Below are 21,360 nucleotides of genomic sequence, written 5' to 3'. Positions count from 1 at the left end.
CATGTCGCGTGGTAGGCGACCTAACAGTGACGGGTAAAACAAGAGTTCCGTGATTCCTGGTGTAACATGACAAAGACTGAACGACCCCGTATCCAGTGGCTCGGCCGCTGGGGCTTCGTCCTGGCGGCTACCGGCTCTGCGGTCGGCCTGGGCAACGTATGGAAATTCCCTTACATGACCGGTGAGTACGGAGGAGCGGCCTTCGTGCTCGTTTACCTGGTCTGCATCCTGTCGGTCGGGGTTCCGGTGATGATGACCGAGATCGCCCTCGGGCGACGCGGTCGTGGCAGCCCCATCGACGCCATTCGCCGGATGGCCAGCGAATCGGGCCGTTCATCGGCCTGGTCGTTGCTTGGCTGGATGGCCATGCTGTGCGGTTTCATGATCCTGTGCTTCTACGTGGTCGTGGCAGGATGGTCATTCGCCTATTTATGGAAGATGCTCAGCGGCGGCCTGGCGGGCTCCAGTGTCGACGACATGGCCGCCATCTTTTCCGCCAACAACGCCAATCCCTGGAGCCTCGGTGCCTGGAGCACGGTAGTGGCGGTGGCCACCATGGTGATCGTCGGCAAGGGGGTGCAGTCCGGTATCGAGAAAAGTGTCAGCTGGATGATGCCCGGCATGGTCATCATGCTGCTCATCATGATCGGCTATGGCGCCTTCTCGGGCGGCTTCGGCGACGCGTTGCGCTTCCTGTTCGCCTTCAATGCCTCGAGCCTGTCGAGCGAGGGCATGCTGGCAGCCATGGGGCACGCTTTCTTCACCCTCTCGCTGGCGTCGGGCGCCATCCTCACCTACGGCAGCTACCTGCCGCGCGAGGCCTCCATCGGTCGTACCACCCTGACCGTAGCGGTGGCCGATACGCTGGTGGCGTTGATGGCGGGCCTGGCGATCTTCCCGGTGATCTTTGCCAACGGCATGGAACCGGGCAGTGGCCCAGGGCTGATCTTCATGAGCCTGCCCCTGGCGTTCCAGGCCATGCCTCTGGGCACCCTGTTCGGCATCCTGTTCTTCGTGATGTTGTCCATGGCGGCGCTGACCTCGTCGATCTCCATGGTCGAGGCCACGGTGTCCTGGTTGACCGATAACAAGGGACTCAGCCGTCGTGCGGCCTCCTGGGGGACCGGCATTGTCCTCTGGGTGATCAGCACGCTGGCGATGCTGTCGTTCAATGTCGGCGCCGAGTGGACCCTGCTCGGCAAGCACTTCTTCGACTGGCTGGACTTCCTGACCTCGCGTCTGATGATGCCCTTGGGTGGACTGGGCATGGCACTGCTCGCCGGCTTCGTGCTCAAGAGCGAGACGCTTCGCGAGGAGCTCGGCCTGTCGCCGCTGATCCATGGTCTTTGGTTGTTCATGGTGCGTTACGTGAGTCCGCTCGGTATCCTGCTGATCTTCGTCGATGCCCTGGGTTGGCTCGATATCGATTTCGCCGCCCAGTGGCCTTGGCTGGCGCTGGTGCTGGCGATCATCACCCTGATTGGCGAACTGACCCGTCCGGGATTGAAGCGCGCCTTCTGCCCCTGACGGCCATAGCAGCCGATCCTTGAACATCGCCCCCGCTTCGCGGGGGCGATGTCATTTCACCCCCTTGGTTGGTTATATGCTTGCGCTGAGTCGTTAGTGGTAATTTTTCGACAATTTTATTACTTTATTGCATATAAAATTTATCCGGTCAGGAATATTGGAATATGAGTGCCGCCTCCCGAACCTCGTCGAGCGATGCCTTGCCGCCGTCGTCTTCCGTATCGATGCCGGGGCGAGTCAGTCTGGTGGGCGCCGGGCCGGGAGATCCGGAACTGTTGACCATCAAGGCCTGGCGTCGCCTGCAGTCGGCGGAGGTGATCCTGCATGATCGCCTGGTGAGCGAGGAGATTCTGGCGCTGGCCAATCCGGATGCCCGACGACTTTACGTCGGCAAGGAGCGTTCCAGGCACAGCGTGCCTCAGGAGGGCATCAACCAGGCGTTGGTAGACTGGGCGCGTGCCGGTCAGCGGGTCGTGCGGCTCAAGGGCGGGGACCCCTTCATCTTCGGCCGGGGAGGCGAAGAGCTCGAAGCCCTGGTCGGCGCGGGTATCATGGTCGAGGTCGTGCCCGGCATCACCGCCGCCTCGGGGTGTGCTGCCTATGCCGGCATTCCCCTGACCCACCGCGACCATGCGCAGTCGGTGCGTTTCATCACCGGCCATCTGCGCGATGGAGGGTGCGAACTGGATTGGCCGACGCTGGCTCGACCGGGGCAGACCCTGGTGTTCTACATGGGGCTCGGGAGTCTCGAGATCATCGGAGAGCGCCTGCAGGCCCATGGTCTGGCGCCCGATACCCTACTGGCGCTGATCGAGCAGGGGACCACGCGACGCCAGAGGGTCCACGTGGGAACCCTGGCCGATTTGCCTTCGGCGGACGATGCGGATAAGATTCGACCGCCGACACTGATCATCGTCGGCGATGTGGTGACGTTGCACGGCGCGCTGGATTGGTTCGATAACGCACGAGCCGGGGCCGCTGGCTGGTTGCAGGGAAAGCACCCGACGCCGTCTGACACGTCTCGAGGCACCTGATTACCGTGAGGAGGCTGGTATGGGTGTACAAGCTGTCGTGAGGTGACGCATGGGGTTTTCCGACAAGACGAGTGGCGCTAAGCGCCATTTCCTGCGACATGGCGTGCTTGCCGTGGCGCTTTTTCTGCTGAGCGGTTGCGCGAGTGATGGCGTGGCCAGCGAATCAGGGATGACGCCGATCCAGAAAGGGGTGGCATCCTATTACAGCGACCGTTTTCAGGGGCGCACCACCGCCAGCGGTGTGCCGTTCGATCAGCGGGCGTTGACGGCGGCCCACAAGTCCTTGCCGTTCGGCACCAAGGTGCTGGTGACTCGCCGCGACAATGGTCGCCAGGTCGAGGTCATGATCAATGACCGGGGGCCCTATGTCGATGGGCGCGTCATTGATCTTTCCAAGAGTGCCGCCCGGGAACTGGGCATGCTGGGGCGCGGTGTGGCGCCGGTGGAGCTCAGTTACGTGCGCTGAGCCTGCATTTGTCGAAAAGGTACCTGGGCTCGCCGAGGTCCTCGACCGTGCTTGACGCTGTCGGGTGATCCGGCGAAGCCTGCTTCTTCTTCCTTCTTCCTTCTTCCTTCTTCCTTCGAAACGACCTCTCAGCGTGAGGCATCCTCACGGCCGAATTCGCGACGCCAGCGTGTCAGCAGCGCCTGGCGTTTGAGATCGTCGAGGGTCGCCAGCAGTCCGGGACTCAGCGTGAGCGGGCGCAAGGCGTTGCCGTGCTCGGCACGCCAGGCATCGGCCGTGCCAGGACCGCTCAATGCCGGATGCACGGCTCCGAGGGAGGTCTGCTCGGCGATCACGCCTTGCCCGGCCTCGCTGATCAGATAGTCGAGAAAACGCACCGCGCTGCTTGGGTGCGGCGCCTGATCTGCCATGAAGGCCAGGCGCTGGATCACCAGGGTATAGTCGTCCGGGACGACCATCTCGAGGTCGGGGTCGGCATTGACGACACGGCGAGCGTAACTGCCGAGCAGGTTGTAGCCGATCCAGTAGCGCCCCTCGGAAAGGCCCTCCAGCATCTCGCCGGTGGTGTCGACCAGTGAGGTGTCGACATCGCCCAGTGCCGTGACCAAATCCCAATAGCGTGGCGAGAGTCGTGATTCCTCGATCGCGTAGGTGTAGCCGGCACCGCTGCGCTGCGGGTCGTAGGTCACGACGCGACCGCTCAGCTCGTCGCGGTGATCGCGCAGGGTCGCCAGCAGCTCGGTGTGGCTGTCCGGTCGACCGTAGCGTTCCACCAGCTCGCGGCGCACCACCATGACGATGGGCTCGAAGGTGAAGGCGAATAGCTCGTGACGCCAACGTGCCCAGGCAGGCCAATCCTGCGCGCCGGGCGTGTCCAGCGGCCGGGCATGACCATCGTTGGCGAGCCGGTACTGCCAGGGCATGGCCGAGGAGATGAGGATATCGGCCTTGTCGGGTGATGCCAGGAAGCGTCGGTACAGGGGCAGGGTATCCAGGTTGCGATAGGTCAGATCGATGTGCGGATGGCGGCGATGGAAGTCCTCCAGCAATGGCCGGATATGTGACACGTCCAGGGCTCCGTGCACGACCAGCTGCGCCGGCTGCTCGGTGTCGGCCGGGTAATGCACCACCTCGGCGACGACGTTGAGTGGAAACAGCAGGACGAACAGCGCAACGAGATGCTTCATCGGGGATCTCCGGGAAACCTCAGAATGACCCTCAGCCCCTGGGCGTCGTGGCCGTCTTCAAGGGACAGACGTGCACCATGGGTCCGGGCGATGCCGTCGACGATGGCCAGCCCCAGCCCGGAGCCATCCGGGTCGTCACTGCCGCGATGGAAGGGGCGCAGCATTAGCAGTCGCTTGGTTGCGGGAATGCCGGGGCCATCGTCCTCGACCTCGAGCACTGGTGGGGCATCGGTGACCCTGACGGTGATGCGGCGGGCGCCATAGCGTCGACCGTTGTCGATCAGGTTGCCCAAGGCCTCCTCGATCTGCCAGTCCAGCCCCTGTACCTGGACCGTCGCCGTTGGCGCTTCCACGCCGAGATCGACGCCGTCGCGATGACAGGCGCTCCAGTGCTGCTTGACGGTTCGTCGGGCCAGCTCATCGAGGGCGACAGGCGCGAGTTCGGGGCGATATTCGGGGTTGTCGAGCCGGGTCAGCGACAGGAGTTGAATGGCCAGCCGGGAGGTGCGGGCGCTGGTCTCCTGCATGGCGACCAGGGCTTGATGCCACTGGGCCGGATCGTCCTGGCGCAGTGCCAGCTCGGCGCGGGCCGAGAGGCCGGCCAGGGGCGTGCGCAACTGATGCGAGGCATCGCCGATGAAGCGCTCCTGATTGGCGCGAACGCGGCGCATGCGTGCCAGCAATTCATTGATCGTCTCGCGCAGTTCGGCCAGTTCCCGGGGCAGGGGCAGTTCCAGGGGGGCCAGAGTGCGCGGATCCCTGGCGCGGATGGCGCGGCGCAAGCGGGTGAGCGGAGCGAGGGCGGTACGGATGGCGATCACCAGGATAGCGGCGGCCAGCAGGGCCATGCCGAGAATGTAGGCCAGATTGCCGCGCAGTAGTTGGTGGGCCAGGCGCTCGCGTCCTTCCTGGGTATGTGCGACCCGCACCTCGAAGCGTTCACGCTGGCGCCAGTCCTCGAGGCGCGTGCGACGAATACCTTCGCGCAGGGCCATGCCGCGCCATTGGATGTCACGATAGTGGAGCTCGTCATCGGCGCCGGTAGCGGCATCGGCCATGCCCGGCAATTCGGCGTTGCCGGTAACGAAGCGCCCCCGGTCGTCATAGATGGCGTAGAAGACTCGCTCCTCGGCGTCGGTCGCCAGCATCTCGAGTGCGACGGGCGGCAGGTCGAGCCACAAGCGCTCATCCTGCCACTGGACCTGCTCGGCGATCGCCAGGGTCGAGGCCTCGAGCAGTCGATCGAAGGCGCGATCGGCCGTCTGACGGGCATCGAGCCAGGCCTGGAACAGCATCAGTCCGCCCAGTGCCAGCAGTGGCAGCAGCAACCACGTCAGCAGCCGGCGATAGAGGCTATCCCGGGTGATCACGTTGCCTCCAGCAGGTAGCCGATGCCGCGTACCGTGCGCAGAGCGATGCCGTCATTGTGCAGCCGCTTGCGCAGGCGGTGGACATAGACCTCGATGGCATTGTCGCCCATGGGCTCGCCCTGGAAGGCTTCCTCGGCCAGCCGTGCCTTGTCCACTGGCTCGCCGGCATGACGCATCAGGCAGGCCAGCAGGCGCTGTTCACGTGGTGGTAGGGCAAGGGGCGTGTCGGAGAGGCTGAAGCGTTGTGCCAGGCCATCGAAGCTCAGCGGGCCCACCTGGAGCACCTGGTGACGTTCGCGGCGGCGCAGCAGGGCGCGAATCCTGGCCTCGAGTTCGTCCAGCGCGAAGGGCTTGGCGAGGTAATCGTCGGCACCGAGATCCAGGCCGCGTACCCGATCCTCCACGGCGCCACGTGCGGTGAGGATCAGTACGGGGGTGTCGGGGTCGTGTCGACGCAGGACTTCCAGCACATCCAGACCGCTGCAGCCGGGAAGATTGAGATCCAGCAGAATCAGGGCATGGCCATGATCCGGTGTGTCCAGGTGGTTGCGTGCTTCGCTGCCGTCGGCCAGGTGGCGAACCTGATGCCCCTCGAGTTGCAGGGTATCCACCAGGGTTTCGGCCAGCAGGCGATCGTCTTCCACCAGCAGTACCGTCATGGTGTCGCCTCCTTGCTCTTGTGGAGCCGCGCCACGGCGCTGTCGAGCGCATGGCGCGCTCGTTGCGGGCTGAGTCGGCTCGCCGGCCCGGAAAGCGTCAGCCACAGCGAGGGGGCATGCGGATCGCCTTCCAGCAGATGACATTCCATGGTGCCGCCCGGCAGCGATGGGCGGGGATCTTCGGGGGTGGCGATTTCCCAGCGTTGTCCTGGTCTGAGGTCATGGCGCAGATCGGCAGCGGGCAGAGCGACCAGCCGGCATTCGGCGATGCCTGGCTGGACCTCCAGCAGGGCGGCGGTTTCGCCGGTTTCGGCCGTCAGTCGATCGAGCAGGGGCTGAATGCACGTGGCCAGTTGGCGCGAAGGAGCATGCCGACGTGCCAGGCGCGACGGGCTGCTGCCCAGGCGCCAGCGTCCGTCGGCGCCACGCTGGACATAATCGTGGCGTTCCAGCGAACCGAGCAGGCGCAGCAGAGTGCTCTTGTAGAAACCGGTGGCCTGGGCCAGGTCGGCGAGGGTGAAGTGCTCCTGGGGTGAGTCGAAGGCCTCGAGTACCGTCAAGGCGCGTTCGACGGCTTCAACGCGATCCTGTGCCATGCCATGCCTCTATGTCTCACGGGGTTAAACTTTGGTCGCAATTTGCCTCGGAGGACGTTGACCCGCCGGAGCGTCACGCCTAGCTTTCTATCCTAAGGAACGTTGTTCTGCCTTACAGAATTGTAAGCTAGCCGTCAGCGTCCTTCAAGCGATCTCCATTTCATTGACCTCAGGGGACAACAACAATGTCCATCAAGACGCCGCTCACTTTTGTCGCCGTCGTCGCCTTAACGGCCGGCGCGAGTTCTGCCATGGCCTTCGAGCCGGAGGGCAAGATGGAATGCCTGGCGCCCGCCGACCCGGGTGGCGGCTGGGACTTCACCTGCCGCAGTGTCGGCAAGGTCATGGAAGATCTGGACTTGGTGCCGGCCAGTGTGCAGACCATCAACATGGCCGGTGCCGGCGGTGGCGTGGCCTATGCGCACACCGTCAGCAAGCGCGCCGGCGATGACCAGTTGCTGGTGGCCGCTTCCACGGCGACGACAACGCGCCTGGCCCAAGGGCAATTCCCGGGCATGAACGCCGACATGGTCAACTGGATCGGTGCTCTGGGGGCCGATTACGGCATCATCGCCGTGTCCGACGATTCCGAGTACGACGACCTGCCGGAACTGATGGATGCGCTCAAGGAGGACCCGCGCAGCGTCAAGTTCGCCGGTGGTAGCGCCAAGGGAGGCTGGGATCATCTCAAGGTGCTGATTGCCGCTCAGGCCGCCGGTGTGGAGAACCTGCCGCGAGTTCCCTATCTCTCCTACAACAATGGCGGCGAGGCCATGACCCAGGTGGTCGGCGGCCACGTCGATGCCTTCACCGGTGACATCACCGAGGCTCAGGGGTTCATGGAGTCGGGCGACCTGCGGGTGCTGGCGGTGCTCTCCGAGGAACGCCTGCCCGGTGAGTTCAGCGACATCCCCACCGCCAAGGAGCAGGGCATCGATGCCGTCGGTCCCAACTGGCGTGGCTTCTACATGCCGGCCGATATCTCCGACGACGCCAAGGAGTACTGGACCGATGCCATGGACACCATCTACCAGAGCGAGGAGTGGAAAAGCGTCATGAAGCAGAACGGCCTGATGCCGTTCCACATGAGCGCCGGTGAATTCGAGACGTTCGTCAAGAACCAGATCGATGACATTGAGACACTTTCCAAGGACATCGGGTTGATCAAGTGATGACCTTCAATGACCGTATCTTCGGTATTCTGATGATCGTCCTGGCCGTCGCGTACGGCTGGGGCGCGACCCAGTTTCCCGAACCGTTTGGCGGCAGCGAGGCTGTCGGTCCCGAGACCTTTCCCTATCTGCTGGCGGCAGTGCTGACGGTGTCGAGCCTTTACCTGATCGTGCGGCCCGACCCGGACAACGCCTGGCCCTGGAGCCGTACCGGCGTCGAGCTGGTCATTGCCGTGGTGGTGCTGTTGCTCTACACGGCCCTGCTGCAGCCATTGGGCTTCATCATCAGCACTACCTTGGCAGTCGGCACGCTGTGCTGGCGGATGGGTGCGACCCTGCCCAAGGCCTATGTGACCGGCGCCGTGGCCGGCGTGGTGGTGTTCCTGGTATTCAACTATGCCCTTGGCCTTGCGCTGCCGCTGGGTCTGCTGTCGTTCCTGGAGGTTGGCTGATGGAAACTCTGGGTTATCTGATGGACGGTTTTGCGGTCGCGCTGGCACCGCACAACCTGATGTTCGCCTTGCTGGGGGCCTTTCTCGGCACCCTGATCGGCGCTCTGCCGGGCCTCGGGCCGGCCAACGGCGTGGCGATTCTGATTCCGCTGGCCTTCACGCTGGGGCTGCAGCCTGAGACCGCGATGATCATGCTCACCGCGGTCTACGCGGGTGCCATGTATGGTGGGCGCATCTCGTCGATCCTGCTCAATATACCCGGTGACGAACCGGCAATGATGACCTGCCTGGATGGCTACCCGATGGCCAAGAAGGGCAAGGCCGCCGAAGCCCTGGCGATTTCTGCCGTGGCCTCCTTCATGGGCAGCCTGATTGCCACCATCGGCCTGATTCTGCTGGCTCCCTTGCTGGCCGATTTCGCCCTGACCTTCGGCCCGGCCGAGTACTTCGCGCTCTTCCTGCTGGCCTTCGCGACCCTGGGCGGCATTACCGGCAAGAACCCGATGAAGACGGTGGTGGCGGCCTGCATCGGCCTGATGATTGCCACCGTGGGCATCGATACCACCGGGGTGCAGCGTTACACCTTCGGCGTGCTGGAACTCTACGAAGGGGTGGATTTCATCATCGCCATCGTCGGGCTGTTCGCCATCTCCGAGTTGTTGTTCTTCATCGAGGACAAGGCCGGTGGCGGCAAGGAGAAGATGGCCGTCAACAAGCTGACGCTTTCCTGGAAGGACATTCGCGAGATCATGCCGTCGAGCATCCGGGGTGGCATCCTGGGCTTCATCGCCGGCGTGTTGCCGGGGGCGGGCGCCTCGCTGGGCAGTTTCATCGGCTATACGCTGGAAAAGAAAGTCGTCGGCAAGAAGGGGTATTTCGGCGAGGGTGACCCGCGTGGCGTCGCAGGCCCCGAGGCGGGTAACAACGGTGCCTCCAGCGGTGCCCTGGTGCCCATGCTAACCCTCGGTGTACCGGGCAGCGGCACCACCGCCGTGCTGCTGGCGCTGCTGATCTCGCTGAACATCACCCCCGGACCGCTGATGTTCACCCAGAACGCCGACATCGTCTGGGGCGTCATCGCCGCGTTGCTGATTGGCAACTTCCTGCTGCTGGTGCTCAACATTCCGCTGGTGGGGATTTTCGTCAAGCTGCTGTCGGTACCGCCGATGTATCTGTTGCCGATCGTGACCATGATCGCCTTTGTCGGCATCTACTCGATCAGCAATACCACCTTCGACCTCTACTTCATGGTGGCCTTCGGCGTTGCCGGTTATGTGCTGCGCAAGCTGGAGATCCCGCTGGTGCCGGTCATCCTTGGCTTGTTGCTGGGGCCGGAGATGGAGAAGAACCTGCGGCATGCCATGGACATCTCCGACGGTGACTGGACCGTGCTCTGGAACAGTGGTCTGGCCATCGGCCTGTGGGTGTTTGCCGGCCTGGGGTTGATCCTGCCCTATATCGTCGGGCCCATCCTGCGTCGGCGGATGAAGGTCGCTACCGGGACGGGAGGTCCCGAAGGCGACTGAACCTTTCAGTACCGGCGATTCCCTGACGGGGGGCACTGGCATGGCCAGTGCCCCCCGTCTTGTTATGGGTCGCACGGTAGCGGTGCAGAGCGGACGATGTGGGCACTGATTCGAGGCAATGGCCGCTCGTTGACTGCACCAAGGCAGCACATCGAGAAGATGCGATAGGTGGCGAGACGCGCTATTGGCCTGACATCAAAGCAATAATCACATGAAAGGTGATTCTGGCGCGACCCTTGCAAAGGATTGCGGGCAGGGTGCGCTCGGCGCATGCCCTGACTGTCGATCACTGACTTCCGATAACAATGATCCGGATCGCAAGGAGATCACCATGACCTCACGTCGTCCCGCCATGCGACCTCACTGGCTGGCCGCTCCATTATTGAGCCTGGCCGTCGCCACACCTGCCCTGGCGGAGGAAGATCCCATCAAGGTGGGCATCCTGCATTCCCTGTCCGGCACCATGGCGATCAGCGAAACGGTGCTCAAGGACACCGTGGAGATGCTGATCGAGCAGCAGAATGCGGAAGGTGGCCTGCTGGGCCGTGAACTGGAAGCGGTAGTGGTCGATCCCGCCTCCGACTGGCCGCTGTTTGCCGAGAAGGCCCGCGAACTGCTCGCTCAGGAGAAGGTTGACGTCATCTTCGGCAATTGGACGTCGGTGTCGCGCAAGTCGGTGCTACCGGTAGTCGAGGAGCTCAACGGCCTGCTCTTCTATCCGGTGCAGTACGAGGGCGAGGAATCTTCCGAGAACGTTTTCTACACGGGGGCGGCGCCCAACCAGCAGGCGATTCCTGCTGTCAATTACCTGCATGATCAGGTCGGCGTCGAGCGCTGGGTGCTGGCCGGCACCGACTACGTCTATCCGCGTACCACCAACAAGATCCTCGAGGCCTATCTGAAGAACGAATTCGGCGTATCCGACGAGGACATCACGGTCAACTACACGCCCTTCGGACACTCGGACTGGCAGAACATCGTCTCCGAGATCAAGGCCTTCGGCAGTGAGGGCAGAAAGACCGCGGTGGTTTCCACCATCAACGGCGATGCCAACGTGCCTTTCTACCGCGAGCTTGGCAATCAGGGCATTGATGCCGCCGACATCCCGGTCGTCGCCTTCTCGGTGGGCGAGCAGGAGCTCACCGGCATCGACACTGGCCCGCTGGTCGGCCATCTGGCCGCCTGGAACTACTTCATGAGCGTCGATACCGAGGCCAACTACGACTTCATCGACGCCTGGATAGAGCACACCGGCGACGAGATGGCGGTGACCAACGATCCCATGGAAGCGCACTACATTGGCTTCAACATGTGGACCGAGGCGGTGCGCAAGGCAGGCACCACCGAGGTGGACGCGGTCAAGGAGGCCATCGTCGGTGTCTCGGTGCCCAACCTCTCGGGCGGCTACGCGACGATGATGCCCAACCACCACATCACCAAGCCGGTGCTGATCGGCGAGATCCAGGACAATGGCCAGTTCTCCGTCGTCTGGAAGACGCCTTCCACCGTGGCCGGCGACGCCTGGTCCGACTATCTGGATGGCTCCAGGGACCTGATCAGCGACTGGCGCAAGCCCATGGAATGCGGCAACTACAACGTGGTGCGCGGTAGCTGCGGCGGCAGCCAGGCCGAGGAAGAGGCATCCCAGGAGTAATCAGCCTCGTCACTGCCACAGGGCCGGCTACACCCTGGACTATCGAAGAACGCGGTAGCTCGGGGCTGTTCCGTCGACAAGCCTGCGAGGAGGCGCTGTGAACCCATCCCTGGGCGCTACCGACGTCATCCATGACGTCGGACCTCCTCTTCGGCTTGTCCCTGGCGCCCCTTGCTGCGGGCAACAGCGATTGCCTTGGCGAACGCCGGTCCGATGGATCATGTCATCTCCCTGCTTCATACAGGACACGCCCATGAGGATGCTCCCACGCTTCCTGTCAGGCCTGCTGTGCCTGTGCCTGCTGTGCGGCCTGCCGCTGGCTGTTCAGGCGCAGGACGATCCCGGCCAGGCTTTGCTGGATCCCCTCGCTACCGCCTCCTACGCCGAGAAGGGCGAGGCGATCGAGGCCATCATCGAAAGCGGCGACGCGCGCAGTCGCCGCTGGCTCGAGGCGCTGCTCGGCGGCAAGCTGCAGCGCCACAAGAACACCGGCCGTTTCGTCGTGGTCGTCGAGAATCGCGGCCGCAACTGGCCGGTGGTCGATGCGCTGAGCTTCGAGGACGCCGGCGAGATGTCGCGCCGCGATCTTGACCGCATCGGCATCAACAATGCCCTGCGCGGCCAGTTGCAGGGCGCGTTGGCGGTGCTCGACCTGCATGCCGATGAGGTCGCCGAGCGTCGCGAGGCGGCCAGAGCGCTGCTTGGCGCTGTCGATGCCGGCCTGGTCGAGCCAATCCGGGCGGTCATCGACGGTGAAGAGGACGCCGAGGTGCGTCGCCTGCTCGAGCAGGCCCTGTCCATTCAGCGCCTGGAAGCGGGCGAGGTCGAAGCGGTGGAGACCTTGAGCGGCAGCCTCAATGCCCAGGTACGCTCGGCGCTGAATGCCGCCAGCCGCAGCGAGGATGCCGAGCTTGCCGCTGCCGCGACCTCGGCCATGGCCGATATCGAGCAGAAGATGGCGCTCAACCGGGGCCTGGAGACGCTCTACTTTGGCCTCTCTCTGGGCTCGGTTCTGGTGCTGGCGGCCATCGGCCTGGCGATCACCTTCGGTGTCATGGGGGTGATCAACATGGCCCATGGCGAGCTGATAATGCTCGGTGCCTACACCACCTGGGCCATGCAGCAACTGTTGCCCGGCCAGCCCGGCTTGGCGCTGTTGCTGTCGATCCCCGCTGGCTTTCTGGTGGCGGCACTGGCGGGAGTGGTCATCGAGCGAGGTGTCATCCAGTTCCTCAAGGGACGACCGCTGGAGACCCTGCTGGCCACCTTTGGTGTCAGCCTGATCCTGCAACAACTGGTGCGCACGGTGATCTCGCCGCAGAACCGTACCGTGGTCACGCCGGAGTGGATGAGCGGCTCGCTGATGCTCAACGAGGGTCTTTCGCTGACCCTCAATCGCCTCTATGTGCTGGGCTTCGCTCTGGTGGTGTTCGCCGTCCTGATGCTGGTGATGCGACGTACCCGCCTGGGCCTGGAGGTGCGGGCGGTGACCCAGAACCGCAGCATGGCACGCGCCATGGGCATCCGCGCCACTCGAGTGGACATCCTGACCTTCGCCCTGGGCTCCGGGGTGGCGGGACTGGCCGGGGTGGCGCTCTCGCAGCTCACCAACGTTGGCCCCAACCTTGGCCAGAACTACATCATCGACTCCTTCATGGTGGTGGTGTTCGGCGGTGTGGGGAATCTCTGGGGAACCCTGGTGGCCGGCCTGTCGCTGGGCGTCATCAACCAGGTCCTCGAGCCCTGGGCTGGTGCGGTGCTGGCCAAGATCGTGGTGCTCGTGTTCATCATCCTGTTCATCCAGAAGCGCCCCCGCGGACTCTTTCCGCAGAAGGGCCGGGCAGCGGAGGGCTGATTCGCCATGTGGTTGACGAGACCTTTTCGTGAGCGCGCCACCCGGCTGTTCCTGGGCATCCTGCTGGCCGCCCTGGCGTTGGTGACATTGCTCAACCTGGCCGTGCCGGCGGGCCATCCTCTGCATGTCTCCACCTATGCGGTGACGCTGCTCGGCAAGTATCTCAGCTATGCACTGCTGGCGGTGGCCGTCGATCTGGTGTGGGGCTATCTGGGCATTCTCAGCCTCGGCCATGGCGCCTTCTTCGCCCTGGGCGGCTATGCCATGGGCATGTACCTGATGCGACAGATCGGTGATCGGGGTACCTACGGAGACCCTGTGCTGCCGGATTTCATGGTGTTCCTGGACTGGGACAGCCTGCCCTGGTACTGGCTGGGCTTCGACATGCCGTGGTTCGCCTTCTTGATGGTGTTGCTGGCGCCGGGCCTTTTGGCGCTGGTGTTCGGTTTTCTGGCATTTCGCTCGCGTGTCACCGGGGTGTATCTGTCGATCATCACCCAGGCCATGACCTTTGCCCTGATGCTGGCCTTCTTCCGCAACGAGATGGGCTTCGGTGGCAACAACGGCCTCACCGATTTCCGCGAGCTGCTGGGCTTCGACCTGAGAAGCGACGCCACCCGGCTGGGACTGTTCCTCGCCACCGGCATCGCTCTGGCACTGGGCTATGTGCTGTGCCGGGCGATCGTCGCCAGCAAGCTGGGCCGGGTCAGCGTGGCCTGCCGCGACGCCGAGGCGCGAGCCCGCTTTCTGGGCTATCGGGTCGAGCGTTTCCAACTGTTCGTCTTCGTGGTCTCGGCGATGCTTGCCGGGCTGGCCGGCGCTCTCTACGTGCCCCAGGTGGGCATCATCAATCCCAGCGAGTTCTCGCCGATCTTCTCCATCGAAGTGGTGCTGTGGGTAGCGCTCGGCGGCCGCGCCACCCTCTACGGGGCGGTGATCGGCGCGCTGCTGGTCAACTATGCCAAGACGGTATTCACCGGGGTGATGCCCGATGCCTGGCTGTTCGCCCTGGGTGGCATGTTCGTGCTGGTCACCGTCTTCCTGCCCAAGGGCATCGCCGGTTTGCTGTGCCTGCGTCTCCGGCGTCGCGCCGCAACATCACAACCGACCGCAGGGGAGGCTGCCACATGAGTTTCCTGCAATCCCTGGCCGATCGCGATCGCGTCTTCGACTTCCTGGCGCCGGCGGCGTCGCCGGTGGACGTGCGCCACGGTCCCATCCTTTATCTGGAAGACGTCAGTGTCAGCTTCGACGGCTTCAAGGCCATCGATGCCCTCAACCTGACCATCGACGACGGCGAGCTGCGTTGCATCATCGGTCCCAACGGGGCCGGCAAGACCACCATGATGGACATCATCACCGGCAAGACCCGACCCGATACCGGCTCGGCGTGGTTCGGCAGCCGTCACGACCTGCTGACCATGAACGAACCGGAGATCGCCAGCCTCGGTATCGGCCGCAAGTTCCAGAAACCCACGGTGTTCGAGGCATTGACGGTCTTCGAGAACCTGGAGCTGGCCATGGCCGCCGACAAGCGCATTCTGCCCACGCTGACCGCGCGTTTGACCGGCGAGGTGCGCGACCGCATCGAGGAGGTGCTGGCGACCATTGGCCTCATCGAGTTGCGTCATGCGCCGTCGGGCATCCTGTCCCACGGCCAGAAGCAGTGGCTGGAGATCGGCATGCTGCTGATGCAACGGCCGCGCCTGCTGCTGGTGGACGAGCCGGTGGCCGGCATGACCGAGCAGGAGATGGAGCGCACCGCCGAGCTGCTCACCGGCCTGGCCGGCAAGGGCAGGCAGTCGGTGGTGGTCGTCGAACATGACATGGGCTTCGTGCGTTCCATCGCGCGCACCGTGACGGTACTGCACCAGGGTAGCGTGCTGGCCGAGGGCAGCATGGACCGGGTCGCCAGCGATCCCAAGGTGGTCGAGGTGTACCTGGGAACCGAGGAGGAGGTCGCCTGATGCTGAGCATCGACACGCTCAACCAATTCTACGGCGAGAGCCACACGCTCTGGGATCTCGACCTTGAGGTGCCGGCGGGGCAGTGCACCTGCGTGATGGGACGCAACGGGGTCGGCAAGACCACGCTGATGAAGGCGGTCATGGGCGAGGTGGCCACGGCCTCCGGCAGTATCCGCTATGCCGACGACGTGGAATTGACCCGCAAGCGCGTGGAGGAGCGCTCGCGACTGGGCATCGGCTATGTGCCCCAGGGCCGACAGATATTTCCGCTGCTCACGGTCGAGGAAAATCTGCGTACCGGCCTGGCCGCACGTGGCGACGGTCGCAAGTCGATTCCCGAGCGCATTCATGAGCTTTTCCCGGTGCTGGCCGAAATGCGTCATCGCCGCGGTGGCGACCTCTCCGGCGGCCAGCAGCAGCAATTGGCCATCGGGCGCGCCCTGGTGCTGGAGCCGCGTCTGTTGATCCTCGACGAGCCGGGAGAGGGCATCCAGCCCAATATCGTCACCCAGATCGGCGAGGTGATCCGCCGGCTGATCGCCGAGGACGGCCTGACCGTGCTGCTGGTGGAGCAGAAACTGCCTTTTGCGCGCCGGTACGCCGATCGTTTTGCCATCCTGGACCGCGGTCGGTCGGTGGCCGGAGGCGACATCGGCGAGCTCTCCGATGCGCTGATCAAGGAGCATTTGACTGTCTAGGTTCTGGCGCCACGAGCGCCCGCCACGGTGTCGACCGCAGCGGGCGTTTTGCTCTGTGTCGGTGCAATTGGGGCTATTGCGCACTCGGATGGTGCGCAAAGCGGGCTGTTCACCGGTTGCTGTGGTGCATGCCGGTAGCTGGATACCTTTCTGTGTACAAGGTAACCCAATGATTGAAAATGGTTTTTTCGTCACTTCACCAGATTGGTACGCGGCTTGCTCAGTATGAGGCAATGATTGCCACCGGATGCATAAGGACCCTCGTCAATGACGGCCATTCCGCGCGCCATTCCGTCGACCACCGAGTCCGGTCACCGTTTCGATGGTCATCGCCGTTGGGCGGCCTCGCTGGAACTGGGCTTCGATGCTCATGCGGATGGCCGTACCCGCCTGGTGCGGGCGCATCATCGGGGCCCATTACGCGTCCAGCGATCCTTTTATCCGGAAGGGCGTACGGGGACTTGCCATGTCTATCTGTTGCATCCGCCCGGCGGGGTGGTCAGTGGCGATGCGCTGAACATCGAGGTCGAGGTGGCAGCCGGTGCCCAGGCGCTGTTGACCACGCCGGCCGCCAACAAGCTCTACCGAACGGACAGCCACGCCGTGGCCTGGGAGCAGAACGCTCGATTGCGGGTGGCGGACAACGCCCTGCTGGAGTGGCTGCCCCAGGAGACCATTGCCTTCGATGGCTCGCGGGGCAGGCAGACGACGACCATCGAGCTCGGCAGCCAGGCCCGTTGTCTGGGCTGGGAGGTGCTGGCCTTGGGACGGCCGGCGAGTCATTTGCCGTTTGCGACCGGATACCTGGAACAACGCTTTCACATGACACGGGAGGGGCGTCCGCTATGGCGGGAGCGACAACCCCTGGACCCTGATCATCCGCGCTTTCTTGGTCATTGGGGGCAGGGTGGCGCCACGGTCCAGGCCTCGCTCTGGGCAGTGGGGCTCGACGACCCACAAGACGCCATCGCGGCCTTGCGTGATGCCTTGCCGAGTTCGCGACGCTGGGCCGTCACGGCCCGCAACGAGGTTCTGCTGTTGCGTTATCTGGGCGATGCGCGCAACGAGGCCTGGTCGTTGTGCGAAGCGGCCTGGACGGTGTTGCGGCCACGACTGGCGGGGCGCGAGGCGCAGGTGCCACGGATCTGGAAGACATGATGGGAGCTGGAAGCTTGAAGTCAGAAGCTGGAAGTCTCCGGTATCCAGGCAATGGGGTTTCTTCCGGCTTCCCGCTTCCAGGCGCGGAGCGCCGCTCTTCCAGCTTGGTTGCAACATCTAGGACACAGAAGATCAACGACATGGTTCGGGAGCTACTGCTATGGAACTGACCCCTCGCGACAAGGACAAGCTGCTGCTGTTCACGGCGGGACTGCTGGCGGAGCGGCGGCGTGATCGCGGCCTCCGGTTGAATTACCCCGAGGCCATGGCATTGATCAGCTGCTGGATCATGGAAGGAGCCCGTGACGGCCGCAGCGTGGCCGAGCTGATGAGTGAAGGACGAGAGGTCCTCGGACGCGACGATGTCATGGAAGGGGTAGCCGAGATGATCGATCAGGTGCAGGTGGAGGCCACCTTTCCGGACGGGACCAAGCTGGTCACCATCCACGATCCCATCGTCTGAGCCTGGCGGCACTCGGCCATGCGGCGTTGGCTTCGTGCGTTCCGTTTCAGCCGTTGATGACAGCCACACATCGAAGAGGGACGAGCTCTATGATTCCCGGTGAATACCAGCTCCAGGATGGCGAGATTGCGCTTTGTGAAGGACGACCGCGGATCACCATCGAGGTTGCCAATACCGGCGATCGGCCTATCCAGGTCGGCTCCCATTATCACTTTGCCGAGGTCAATCCGGCCCTGGTGTTCGAGCGTGATCGGGCACGAGGCTATCGCCTGGACGTGGCCGCCGGTACGGCGATTCGCTTCGAGCCCGGGCAGAGCCGCGACGTCACGCTGATTCCCTATGCGGGGAGCCGGCATGTCTTCGGCTTCCGCGGTGAGGTGATGGGGCCGCTTTCCAGCACGCCCGCGACTGCCGGGACCGACGGCAAGGGAGCGTCATCATGAGGATCAGCCGGCAAGCCTATGCCGATATGTACGGACCGACGACGGGGGATCGGGTACGGCTCGGTGATACCGAGTTGTGGATCGAGGTGGAAAGCGATGCCACCCACTATGGAGACGAGGTGAAGTTCGGCGGTGGCAAGGTGATTCGCGATGGCATGGGCCAGAGCCAGCGCCAGCGCCATGACGATGCGGTGATGGATACCGTGATCACCAATGCGCTGATCCTCGATTGGTGGGGCATCGTCAAGGCCGATGTGGGACTCAAGGGCGGACGCATCGCCGCCATCGGCAAGGCCGGCAATCCCGATACCCAACCCGATGTGCAGATCGTCATTGGTCCCGGTACCGAGATCATCGCCGGCGAGGGCAAGATCCTCACCGCCGGTCACATCGATTCACACGTGCACTTCATCTGCCCACAGCAAGTGGAGGAGGCGCTGTCCAGCGGTGTGACCACCATGCTGGGAGGCGGCACGGGACCGGCTACTGGCTCCAATGCCACGACCTGCACCCCAGGCGCCTGGCACATCGGCCGGATGCTCCAGGCCGTGGATGAGTTACCGATGAACATCGGCCTGCTCGGCAAGGGCAATGCCAGTCTGCCCGAGTCGCTCGACGCCCAGATCGAGGCGGGCGCCATGGGGCTCAAGCTGCACGAGGACTGGGGCACCACACCGGCATCCATCGACAACTGCCTGAGCGTGGCCGAGCGCTTCGACGTCCAGATCGCCATCCATACCGATACCCTGAACGAATCGGGCTTCGTCGAGGATACACTCGCCGCCTTCCGGGGGCGCGGTATCCACACCTACCACACCGAAGGCGCTGGGGGCGGGCACGCACCGGATATCCTCACCGCCTGCGCCCTCGACCATGTCCTGCCGTCTTCCACCAACCCGACCCGGCCCTACACGGTGAACACCATCGACGAGCACTTGGACATGCTGATGGTGTGCCATCACTTGGATCCGTCGATCCCCGAGGACGTGGCCTTCGCCGACTCGCGCATCCGGCGCGAGACCATCGCCGCCGAGGATATCCTTCAGGATATGGGCGTGATTTCCATGATCGCCTCGGATGCCCAGGCCATGGGACGGGTCGGCGAGGTGATCTGCCGGACCTGGCAGACCGCGCACAAGATGAAGGTTCAGCGTGGCCTGCTGTCAGAGGATGCCAAGCGCGGTGCCGACAACTTTCGCGCTCGCCGCTATATCGCCAAGACCACCATCAATCCGGCATTGACGCATGGCATTGCCCACGAGGTGGGCTCGGTAGAGGTCGGCAAGCTGGCCGACCTGGTGCTGTGGGACCCTGCCTTCTTCGGCGTCAAGCCAGCGCTGGTTCTCAAGGGAGGCATGATCGCTCTGGCCCCCATGGGCGACCCCAATGGGTCCATTCCCACGCCTCAGCCGGTGCATTACCGACCGATGTTCGGTGCGCTGGGGCGGGCAGCGAGCCGCACGCGCCTGTCGTTCGTCAGTCAGGCGGCCCTGGACGCCGGGATCAAGGAAAGGCTGGGGCTGGCCAGCGAGCTTTCCGCCTGTCGCCACGTGCGCGGCGTGCGCAAGGCTGACATGAAGCTCAACAACGCCTGCCCCGACCTGAAGGTCGATCCCCAGACCTATGAGGTGCGTTGTGACGGCGAGCTGCTGACCTGCGAGCCGGCCAGCGAGCTGCCGCTGGCGCAGCGTTATCACCTGTTCTGAACCCTGTGGAGATAGCGCCATGCTCGGCAGAAAGCCCGGAGGCAAGGAAACGACGACGATGCTGACACTGATCGAACGCCTGGGACCCATCGCGGCAGACCGCGCCACCGATACCCTGACGTTGCCCTATGAGCGTCGTGTGCTGGGCCGGCTCAAGGCGATGAGCGATGCGGGACGCGAGCTCGGCCTGTTCCTGGAGCGCGGCCCGGTACTGCGCGACGGCGACGGCCTGCGTGCCGGAAGCGGCGAGGTGATCCGGGTGAGGGCGGCCGACGAGCCGGTAGTCACGGCATGGGTCGATGCCGGATTGCCGCAGGCCAGGCTCGCCTACCATCTGGGCAACCGCCATGTGCAACTGGCGCTGGGAGAGGGCGAACGCGGCGGTTTCGTGCGCTTCCCGCCGGACCATGTGCTGGAGGCCCTGGCCGAACGGCTCGGCGCCAGACTCGAGTATCACGAGGCGCCATTCGATCCCGAGCCTGGCGCCTACGACGGTGGCCGCCATCATCATGGCCACGATCATGCCCATTGAATCCGGCCACCCTGATCCGTTGGCGCTGGTGGGGCTGCTGCAACTGGTCAGCCCGGCGTTGCCGATCGGGGCCTTCGCCTGGTCGCAGGGGCTGGAGAGCGCCTTCGAGCTTGGCTGGGTGGGCGACGAAAAGAGCCTCGAGACCTGGGTGCATGGCGTGCTCGACGATGGGCTGATGCATTGCGATCTGCCGGTGCTGGCCCGTGCCATGCGAGCCTGGGCGGCAGGCGATTCGGCGGCGCTGACGTACTGGAACGACTGGCTCCTGGCCAACCGCGAGACCCGTGAATTGCTCGAGGAGGAGGAACGCCTGGGTGCTGCGCTGGTACGCCTTCTGGACAACCTGGCGCTCTTGCCGTCAGCGCCGCGGCCTCCCGAGTCACCAGGCTATGTGGTGATGTTCGGCCTGGCTGCCTGGCGGCGCGACATCGATGAGCGGTCGGCACTGCTGGGCTTTGCCTGGGCCTGGCTCGAGAACCAACTGGCCGTGGCCTGCAAGGCATTGCCGCTGGGCCAGACGGCGGCGCAGCGTATCATCGAGCGCATGCGGCCCGCCCTGACCCGAGCGGTCGAGACGGCGTTGACGCTGCCCGACGATGAGCTCGGGCCGGCACTGCCCGGCCTGGCGCTCGCCAGCGCTCTGCACGAGACCCAGTATTCGCGGTTGTTTCGAAGTTGACAGATGGAAGCCGGCCAGGCCTGCGCACTGCGCGCACCACGCCCCGCGTCCGAAACCCTGGCGCCTCGGTCGGTCTCCTGTGGTCGGAAAGACGGCACCGCCCTGTGCCGGCTTTCCTCGATCTTCCTCCCTGAAGATCGACCGCGTCGCCTCGACCGGGTCACCAGCGGCCACGCGAGGTGGATTCGGCAGCGGCCTGGCTGCACCGCAAACCTG

21 protein-coding genes are annotated in these 21,360 nt (G+C 64.3%); 17 read left to right on the top strand and 4 right to left on the bottom strand.

From position 1 onward, the window contains the following. Positions 1-66: 66 nt before the first annotated feature. From HSDC_RS13065 to HSDC_RS13055, 3 genes are all read left to right on the top strand, one after another. On the top strand, positions 67-1,527 hold the full coding sequence (locus HSDC_RS13065) for a sodium-dependent transporter (RefSeq protein ID WP_064700377.1): 1,461 nt from the start codon (positions 67-69) through the stop codon (positions 1,525-1,527). Between the two features lie 224 nt (positions 1,528-1,751). Continuing rightward, positions 1,752-2,561: a uroporphyrinogen-III C-methyltransferase gene (gene cobA, locus HSDC_RS13060; RefSeq protein WP_064700508.1), complete on the top strand. Its 810-nt coding sequence runs from the start codon at positions 1,752-1,754 to the stop codon at positions 2,559-2,561. A gap of 49 nt (positions 2,562-2,610) precedes the next feature. Beyond that, positions 2,611-3,027: a septal ring lytic transglycosylase RlpA family protein gene (locus tag HSDC_RS13055; RefSeq protein ID WP_064700376.1), complete on the top strand. Its 417-nt coding sequence runs from the start codon at positions 2,611-2,613 to the stop codon at positions 3,025-3,027. Between the two features lie 128 nt (positions 3,028-3,155). On the opposite strand, the gene HSDC_RS13050 is transcribed toward HSDC_RS13055, so the two are convergent. Genes HSDC_RS13050 through HSDC_RS13035 form a run of 4 tightly spaced genes read right to left on the bottom strand, consistent with a single transcriptional unit; the run spans position 3,156 to position 6,839 of the window. Next, complete coding sequence (locus HSDC_RS13050) at positions 3,156-4,214, bottom strand: ABC transporter substrate-binding protein (protein WP_064700375.1); 1,059 nt, start codon at positions 4,212-4,214, stop codon at positions 3,156-3,158. Beyond that, positions 4,211-5,584, bottom strand: a complete 1,374-nt coding sequence (locus HSDC_RS13045; RefSeq protein ID WP_064700374.1) for a sensor histidine kinase — start codon at positions 5,582-5,584, stop codon at positions 4,211-4,213. The genes HSDC_RS13050 and HSDC_RS13045 overlap by 4 nt, the downstream gene beginning before the upstream one ends. Beyond that, the gene (locus HSDC_RS13040; protein ID WP_064700373.1) at positions 5,581-6,243 is read right to left on the bottom strand and encodes a response regulator transcription factor; all 663 of its coding nucleotides are present in this window, start codon (positions 6,241-6,243) and stop codon (positions 5,581-5,583) included. The genes HSDC_RS13045 and HSDC_RS13040 overlap by 4 nt, the downstream gene beginning before the upstream one ends. Continuing rightward, positions 6,240-6,839 (bottom strand): helix-turn-helix domain-containing protein, encoded by a 600-nt coding sequence (locus HSDC_RS13035; RefSeq protein WP_064700372.1) that lies wholly within the window; start codon positions 6,837-6,839, stop codon positions 6,240-6,242. The genes HSDC_RS13040 and HSDC_RS13035 overlap by 4 nt, the downstream gene beginning before the upstream one ends. 185 nt (positions 6,840-7,024) lie before the next feature. Here HSDC_RS13035 and HSDC_RS13030 point away from each other — a divergent pair, with 185 nt between their 5' ends. The 14 genes from HSDC_RS13030 to HSDC_RS12965 all read left to right on the top strand — a co-directional run bounded on the left by HSDC_RS13030 (position 7,025) and on the right by HSDC_RS12965 (position 21,144). After that, the gene (locus tag HSDC_RS13030) at positions 7,025-8,011 is read left to right on the top strand and encodes a Bug family tripartite tricarboxylate transporter substrate binding protein (RefSeq protein ID WP_064700371.1); all 987 of its coding nucleotides are present in this window, start codon (positions 7,025-7,027) and stop codon (positions 8,009-8,011) included. Then, positions 8,011-8,463 (top strand): tripartite tricarboxylate transporter TctB family protein, encoded by a 453-nt coding sequence (locus HSDC_RS13025; RefSeq protein ID WP_064700370.1) that lies wholly within the window; start codon positions 8,011-8,013, stop codon positions 8,461-8,463. The genes HSDC_RS13030 and HSDC_RS13025 overlap by 1 nt, the downstream gene beginning before the upstream one ends. Further along, a complete protein-coding gene (locus tag HSDC_RS13020) occupies positions 8,463-9,989 on the top strand; it encodes a tripartite tricarboxylate transporter permease (protein WP_064700369.1) in 1,527 nt (508 codons plus the stop codon). The genes HSDC_RS13025 and HSDC_RS13020 overlap by 1 nt, the downstream gene beginning before the upstream one ends. A gap of 331 nt (positions 9,990-10,320) precedes the next feature. Further along, positions 10,321-11,643, top strand: a complete 1,323-nt coding sequence (urtA, locus tag HSDC_RS13015; protein ID WP_064700368.1) for an urea ABC transporter substrate-binding protein — start codon at positions 10,321-10,323, stop codon at positions 11,641-11,643. A 253-nt stretch (positions 11,644-11,896) separates the two neighbouring features. Then, positions 11,897-13,498, top strand: a complete 1,602-nt coding sequence (gene urtB, locus HSDC_RS13010) for an urea ABC transporter permease subunit UrtB (protein WP_064700367.1) — start codon at positions 11,897-11,899, stop codon at positions 13,496-13,498. 6 nt (positions 13,499-13,504) lie between these two features. Continuing rightward, positions 13,505-14,629 carry an urea ABC transporter permease subunit UrtC gene (urtC, locus tag HSDC_RS13005; protein ID WP_064700366.1) on the top strand — a complete coding sequence of 375 codons (1,125 nt, stop codon included), beginning with the start codon at positions 13,505-13,507 and terminating at the stop codon, positions 14,627-14,629. Further along, positions 14,626-15,465 (top strand): urea ABC transporter ATP-binding protein UrtD, encoded by an 840-nt coding sequence (urtD, locus tag HSDC_RS13000; RefSeq protein WP_064700365.1) that lies wholly within the window; start codon positions 14,626-14,628, stop codon positions 15,463-15,465. Before urtC ends, urtD begins: the two co-directional genes overlap by 4 nt. After that, positions 15,465-16,163 (top strand): urea ABC transporter ATP-binding subunit UrtE, encoded by a 699-nt coding sequence (gene urtE, locus HSDC_RS12995; RefSeq protein ID WP_064700364.1) that lies wholly within the window; start codon positions 15,465-15,467, stop codon positions 16,161-16,163. Before urtD ends, urtE begins: the two co-directional genes overlap by 1 nt. 267 nt (positions 16,164-16,430) lie before the next feature. Then, complete coding sequence (locus HSDC_RS12990) at positions 16,431-17,321, top strand: urease accessory protein UreD (protein ID WP_064700363.1); 891 nt, start codon at positions 16,431-16,433, stop codon at positions 17,319-17,321. A 160-nt stretch (positions 17,322-17,481) separates the two neighbouring features. Further along, positions 17,482-17,784: an urease subunit gamma gene (locus HSDC_RS12985; RefSeq protein WP_064700362.1), complete on the top strand. Its 303-nt coding sequence runs from the start codon at positions 17,482-17,484 to the stop codon at positions 17,782-17,784. An 89-nt stretch (positions 17,785-17,873) separates the two neighbouring features. Then, on the top strand, positions 17,874-18,227 hold the full coding sequence (locus HSDC_RS12980) for an urease subunit beta (RefSeq protein ID WP_064700361.1): 354 nt from the start codon (positions 17,874-17,876) through the stop codon (positions 18,225-18,227). Next, positions 18,224-19,933: an urease subunit alpha gene (gene ureC, locus HSDC_RS12975; protein WP_064700360.1), complete on the top strand. Its 1,710-nt coding sequence runs from the start codon at positions 18,224-18,226 to the stop codon at positions 19,931-19,933. Before HSDC_RS12980 ends, ureC begins: the two co-directional genes overlap by 4 nt. A gap of 58 nt (positions 19,934-19,991) precedes the next feature. Further along, on the top strand, positions 19,992-20,465 hold the full coding sequence (ureE, locus tag HSDC_RS12970; RefSeq protein WP_064700359.1) for an urease accessory protein UreE: 474 nt from the start codon (positions 19,992-19,994) through the stop codon (positions 20,463-20,465). Next, positions 20,455-21,144 (top strand): urease accessory protein UreF, encoded by a 690-nt coding sequence (locus HSDC_RS12965; RefSeq protein WP_244534460.1) that lies wholly within the window; start codon positions 20,455-20,457, stop codon positions 21,142-21,144. The genes ureE and HSDC_RS12965 overlap by 11 nt, the downstream gene beginning before the upstream one ends. Positions 21,145-21,360: the final 216 nt, after the last annotated feature.

Origin of the sequence: Halomonas caseinilytica, assembly GCF_001662285.1 — a bacterium.
In the GTDB taxonomy this organism is placed as follows: Bacteria; Pseudomonadota; Gammaproteobacteria; order Pseudomonadales; family Halomonadaceae; genus Halomonas; species Halomonas caseinilytica.
The sequence above is the reverse complement of the archived record's forward strand: the minus strand, read 5'-3'. Positions and strand labels throughout refer to the sequence as shown.

Bases quoted from the DNA above. Each gene is read 5' to 3' on its own strand.
- HSDC_RS13065 (WP_064700377.1), top strand. From the start codon at position 67: ATGACAAAGACTGAACGACCCCGTATCCAGTGGCTCGGCCGCTGGGGC.
- cobA (WP_064700508.1), top strand. From the start codon at position 1,752: ATGCCGGGGCGAGTCAGTCTGGTGGGCGCCGGGCCGGGAGATCCGGAA.
- HSDC_RS13055 (WP_064700376.1), top strand. From the start codon at position 2,611: ATGGGGTTTTCCGACAAGACGAGTGGCGCTAAGCGCCATTTCCTGCGA.
- HSDC_RS13050 (WP_064700375.1), bottom strand. From the start codon at position 4,214: ATGAAGCATCTCGTTGCGCTGTTCGTCCTGCTGTTTCCACTCAACGTC.
- HSDC_RS13040 (WP_064700373.1), bottom strand. From the start codon at position 6,243: ATGACGGTACTGCTGGTGGAAGACGATCGCCTGCTGGCCGAAACCCTG.
- HSDC_RS13035 (WP_064700372.1), bottom strand. From the start codon at position 6,839: ATGGCACAGGATCGCGTTGAAGCCGTCGAACGCGCCTTGACGGTACTC.
- HSDC_RS13030 (WP_064700371.1), top strand. From the start codon at position 7,025: ATGTCCATCAAGACGCCGCTCACTTTTGTCGCCGTCGTCGCCTTAACG.
- HSDC_RS13025 (WP_064700370.1), top strand. From the start codon at position 8,011: ATGACCTTCAATGACCGTATCTTCGGTATTCTGATGATCGTCCTGGCC.
- HSDC_RS13020 (WP_064700369.1), top strand. From the start codon at position 8,463: ATGGAAACTCTGGGTTATCTGATGGACGGTTTTGCGGTCGCGCTGGCA.
- urtA (WP_064700368.1), top strand. From the start codon at position 10,321: ATGACCTCACGTCGTCCCGCCATGCGACCTCACTGGCTGGCCGCTCCA.
- urtB (WP_064700367.1), top strand. From the start codon at position 11,897: ATGAGGATGCTCCCACGCTTCCTGTCAGGCCTGCTGTGCCTGTGCCTG.
- urtC (WP_064700366.1), top strand. From the start codon at position 13,505: ATGTGGTTGACGAGACCTTTTCGTGAGCGCGCCACCCGGCTGTTCCTG.
- urtD (WP_064700365.1), top strand. From the start codon at position 14,626: ATGAGTTTCCTGCAATCCCTGGCCGATCGCGATCGCGTCTTCGACTTC.
- urtE (WP_064700364.1), top strand. From the start codon at position 15,465: ATGCTGAGCATCGACACGCTCAACCAATTCTACGGCGAGAGCCACACG.
- HSDC_RS12990 (WP_064700363.1), top strand. From the start codon at position 16,431: ATGACGGCCATTCCGCGCGCCATTCCGTCGACCACCGAGTCCGGTCAC.
- HSDC_RS12985 (WP_064700362.1), top strand. From the start codon at position 17,482: ATGGAACTGACCCCTCGCGACAAGGACAAGCTGCTGCTGTTCACGGCG.
- HSDC_RS12980 (WP_064700361.1), top strand. From the start codon at position 17,874: ATGATTCCCGGTGAATACCAGCTCCAGGATGGCGAGATTGCGCTTTGT.
- ureC (WP_064700360.1), top strand. From the start codon at position 18,224: ATGAGGATCAGCCGGCAAGCCTATGCCGATATGTACGGACCGACGACG.
- ureE (WP_064700359.1), top strand. From the start codon at position 19,992: ATGCTGACACTGATCGAACGCCTGGGACCCATCGCGGCAGACCGCGCC.
- HSDC_RS12965 (WP_244534460.1), top strand. From the start codon at position 20,455: ATGCCCATTGAATCCGGCCACCCTGATCCGTTGGCGCTGGTGGGGCTG.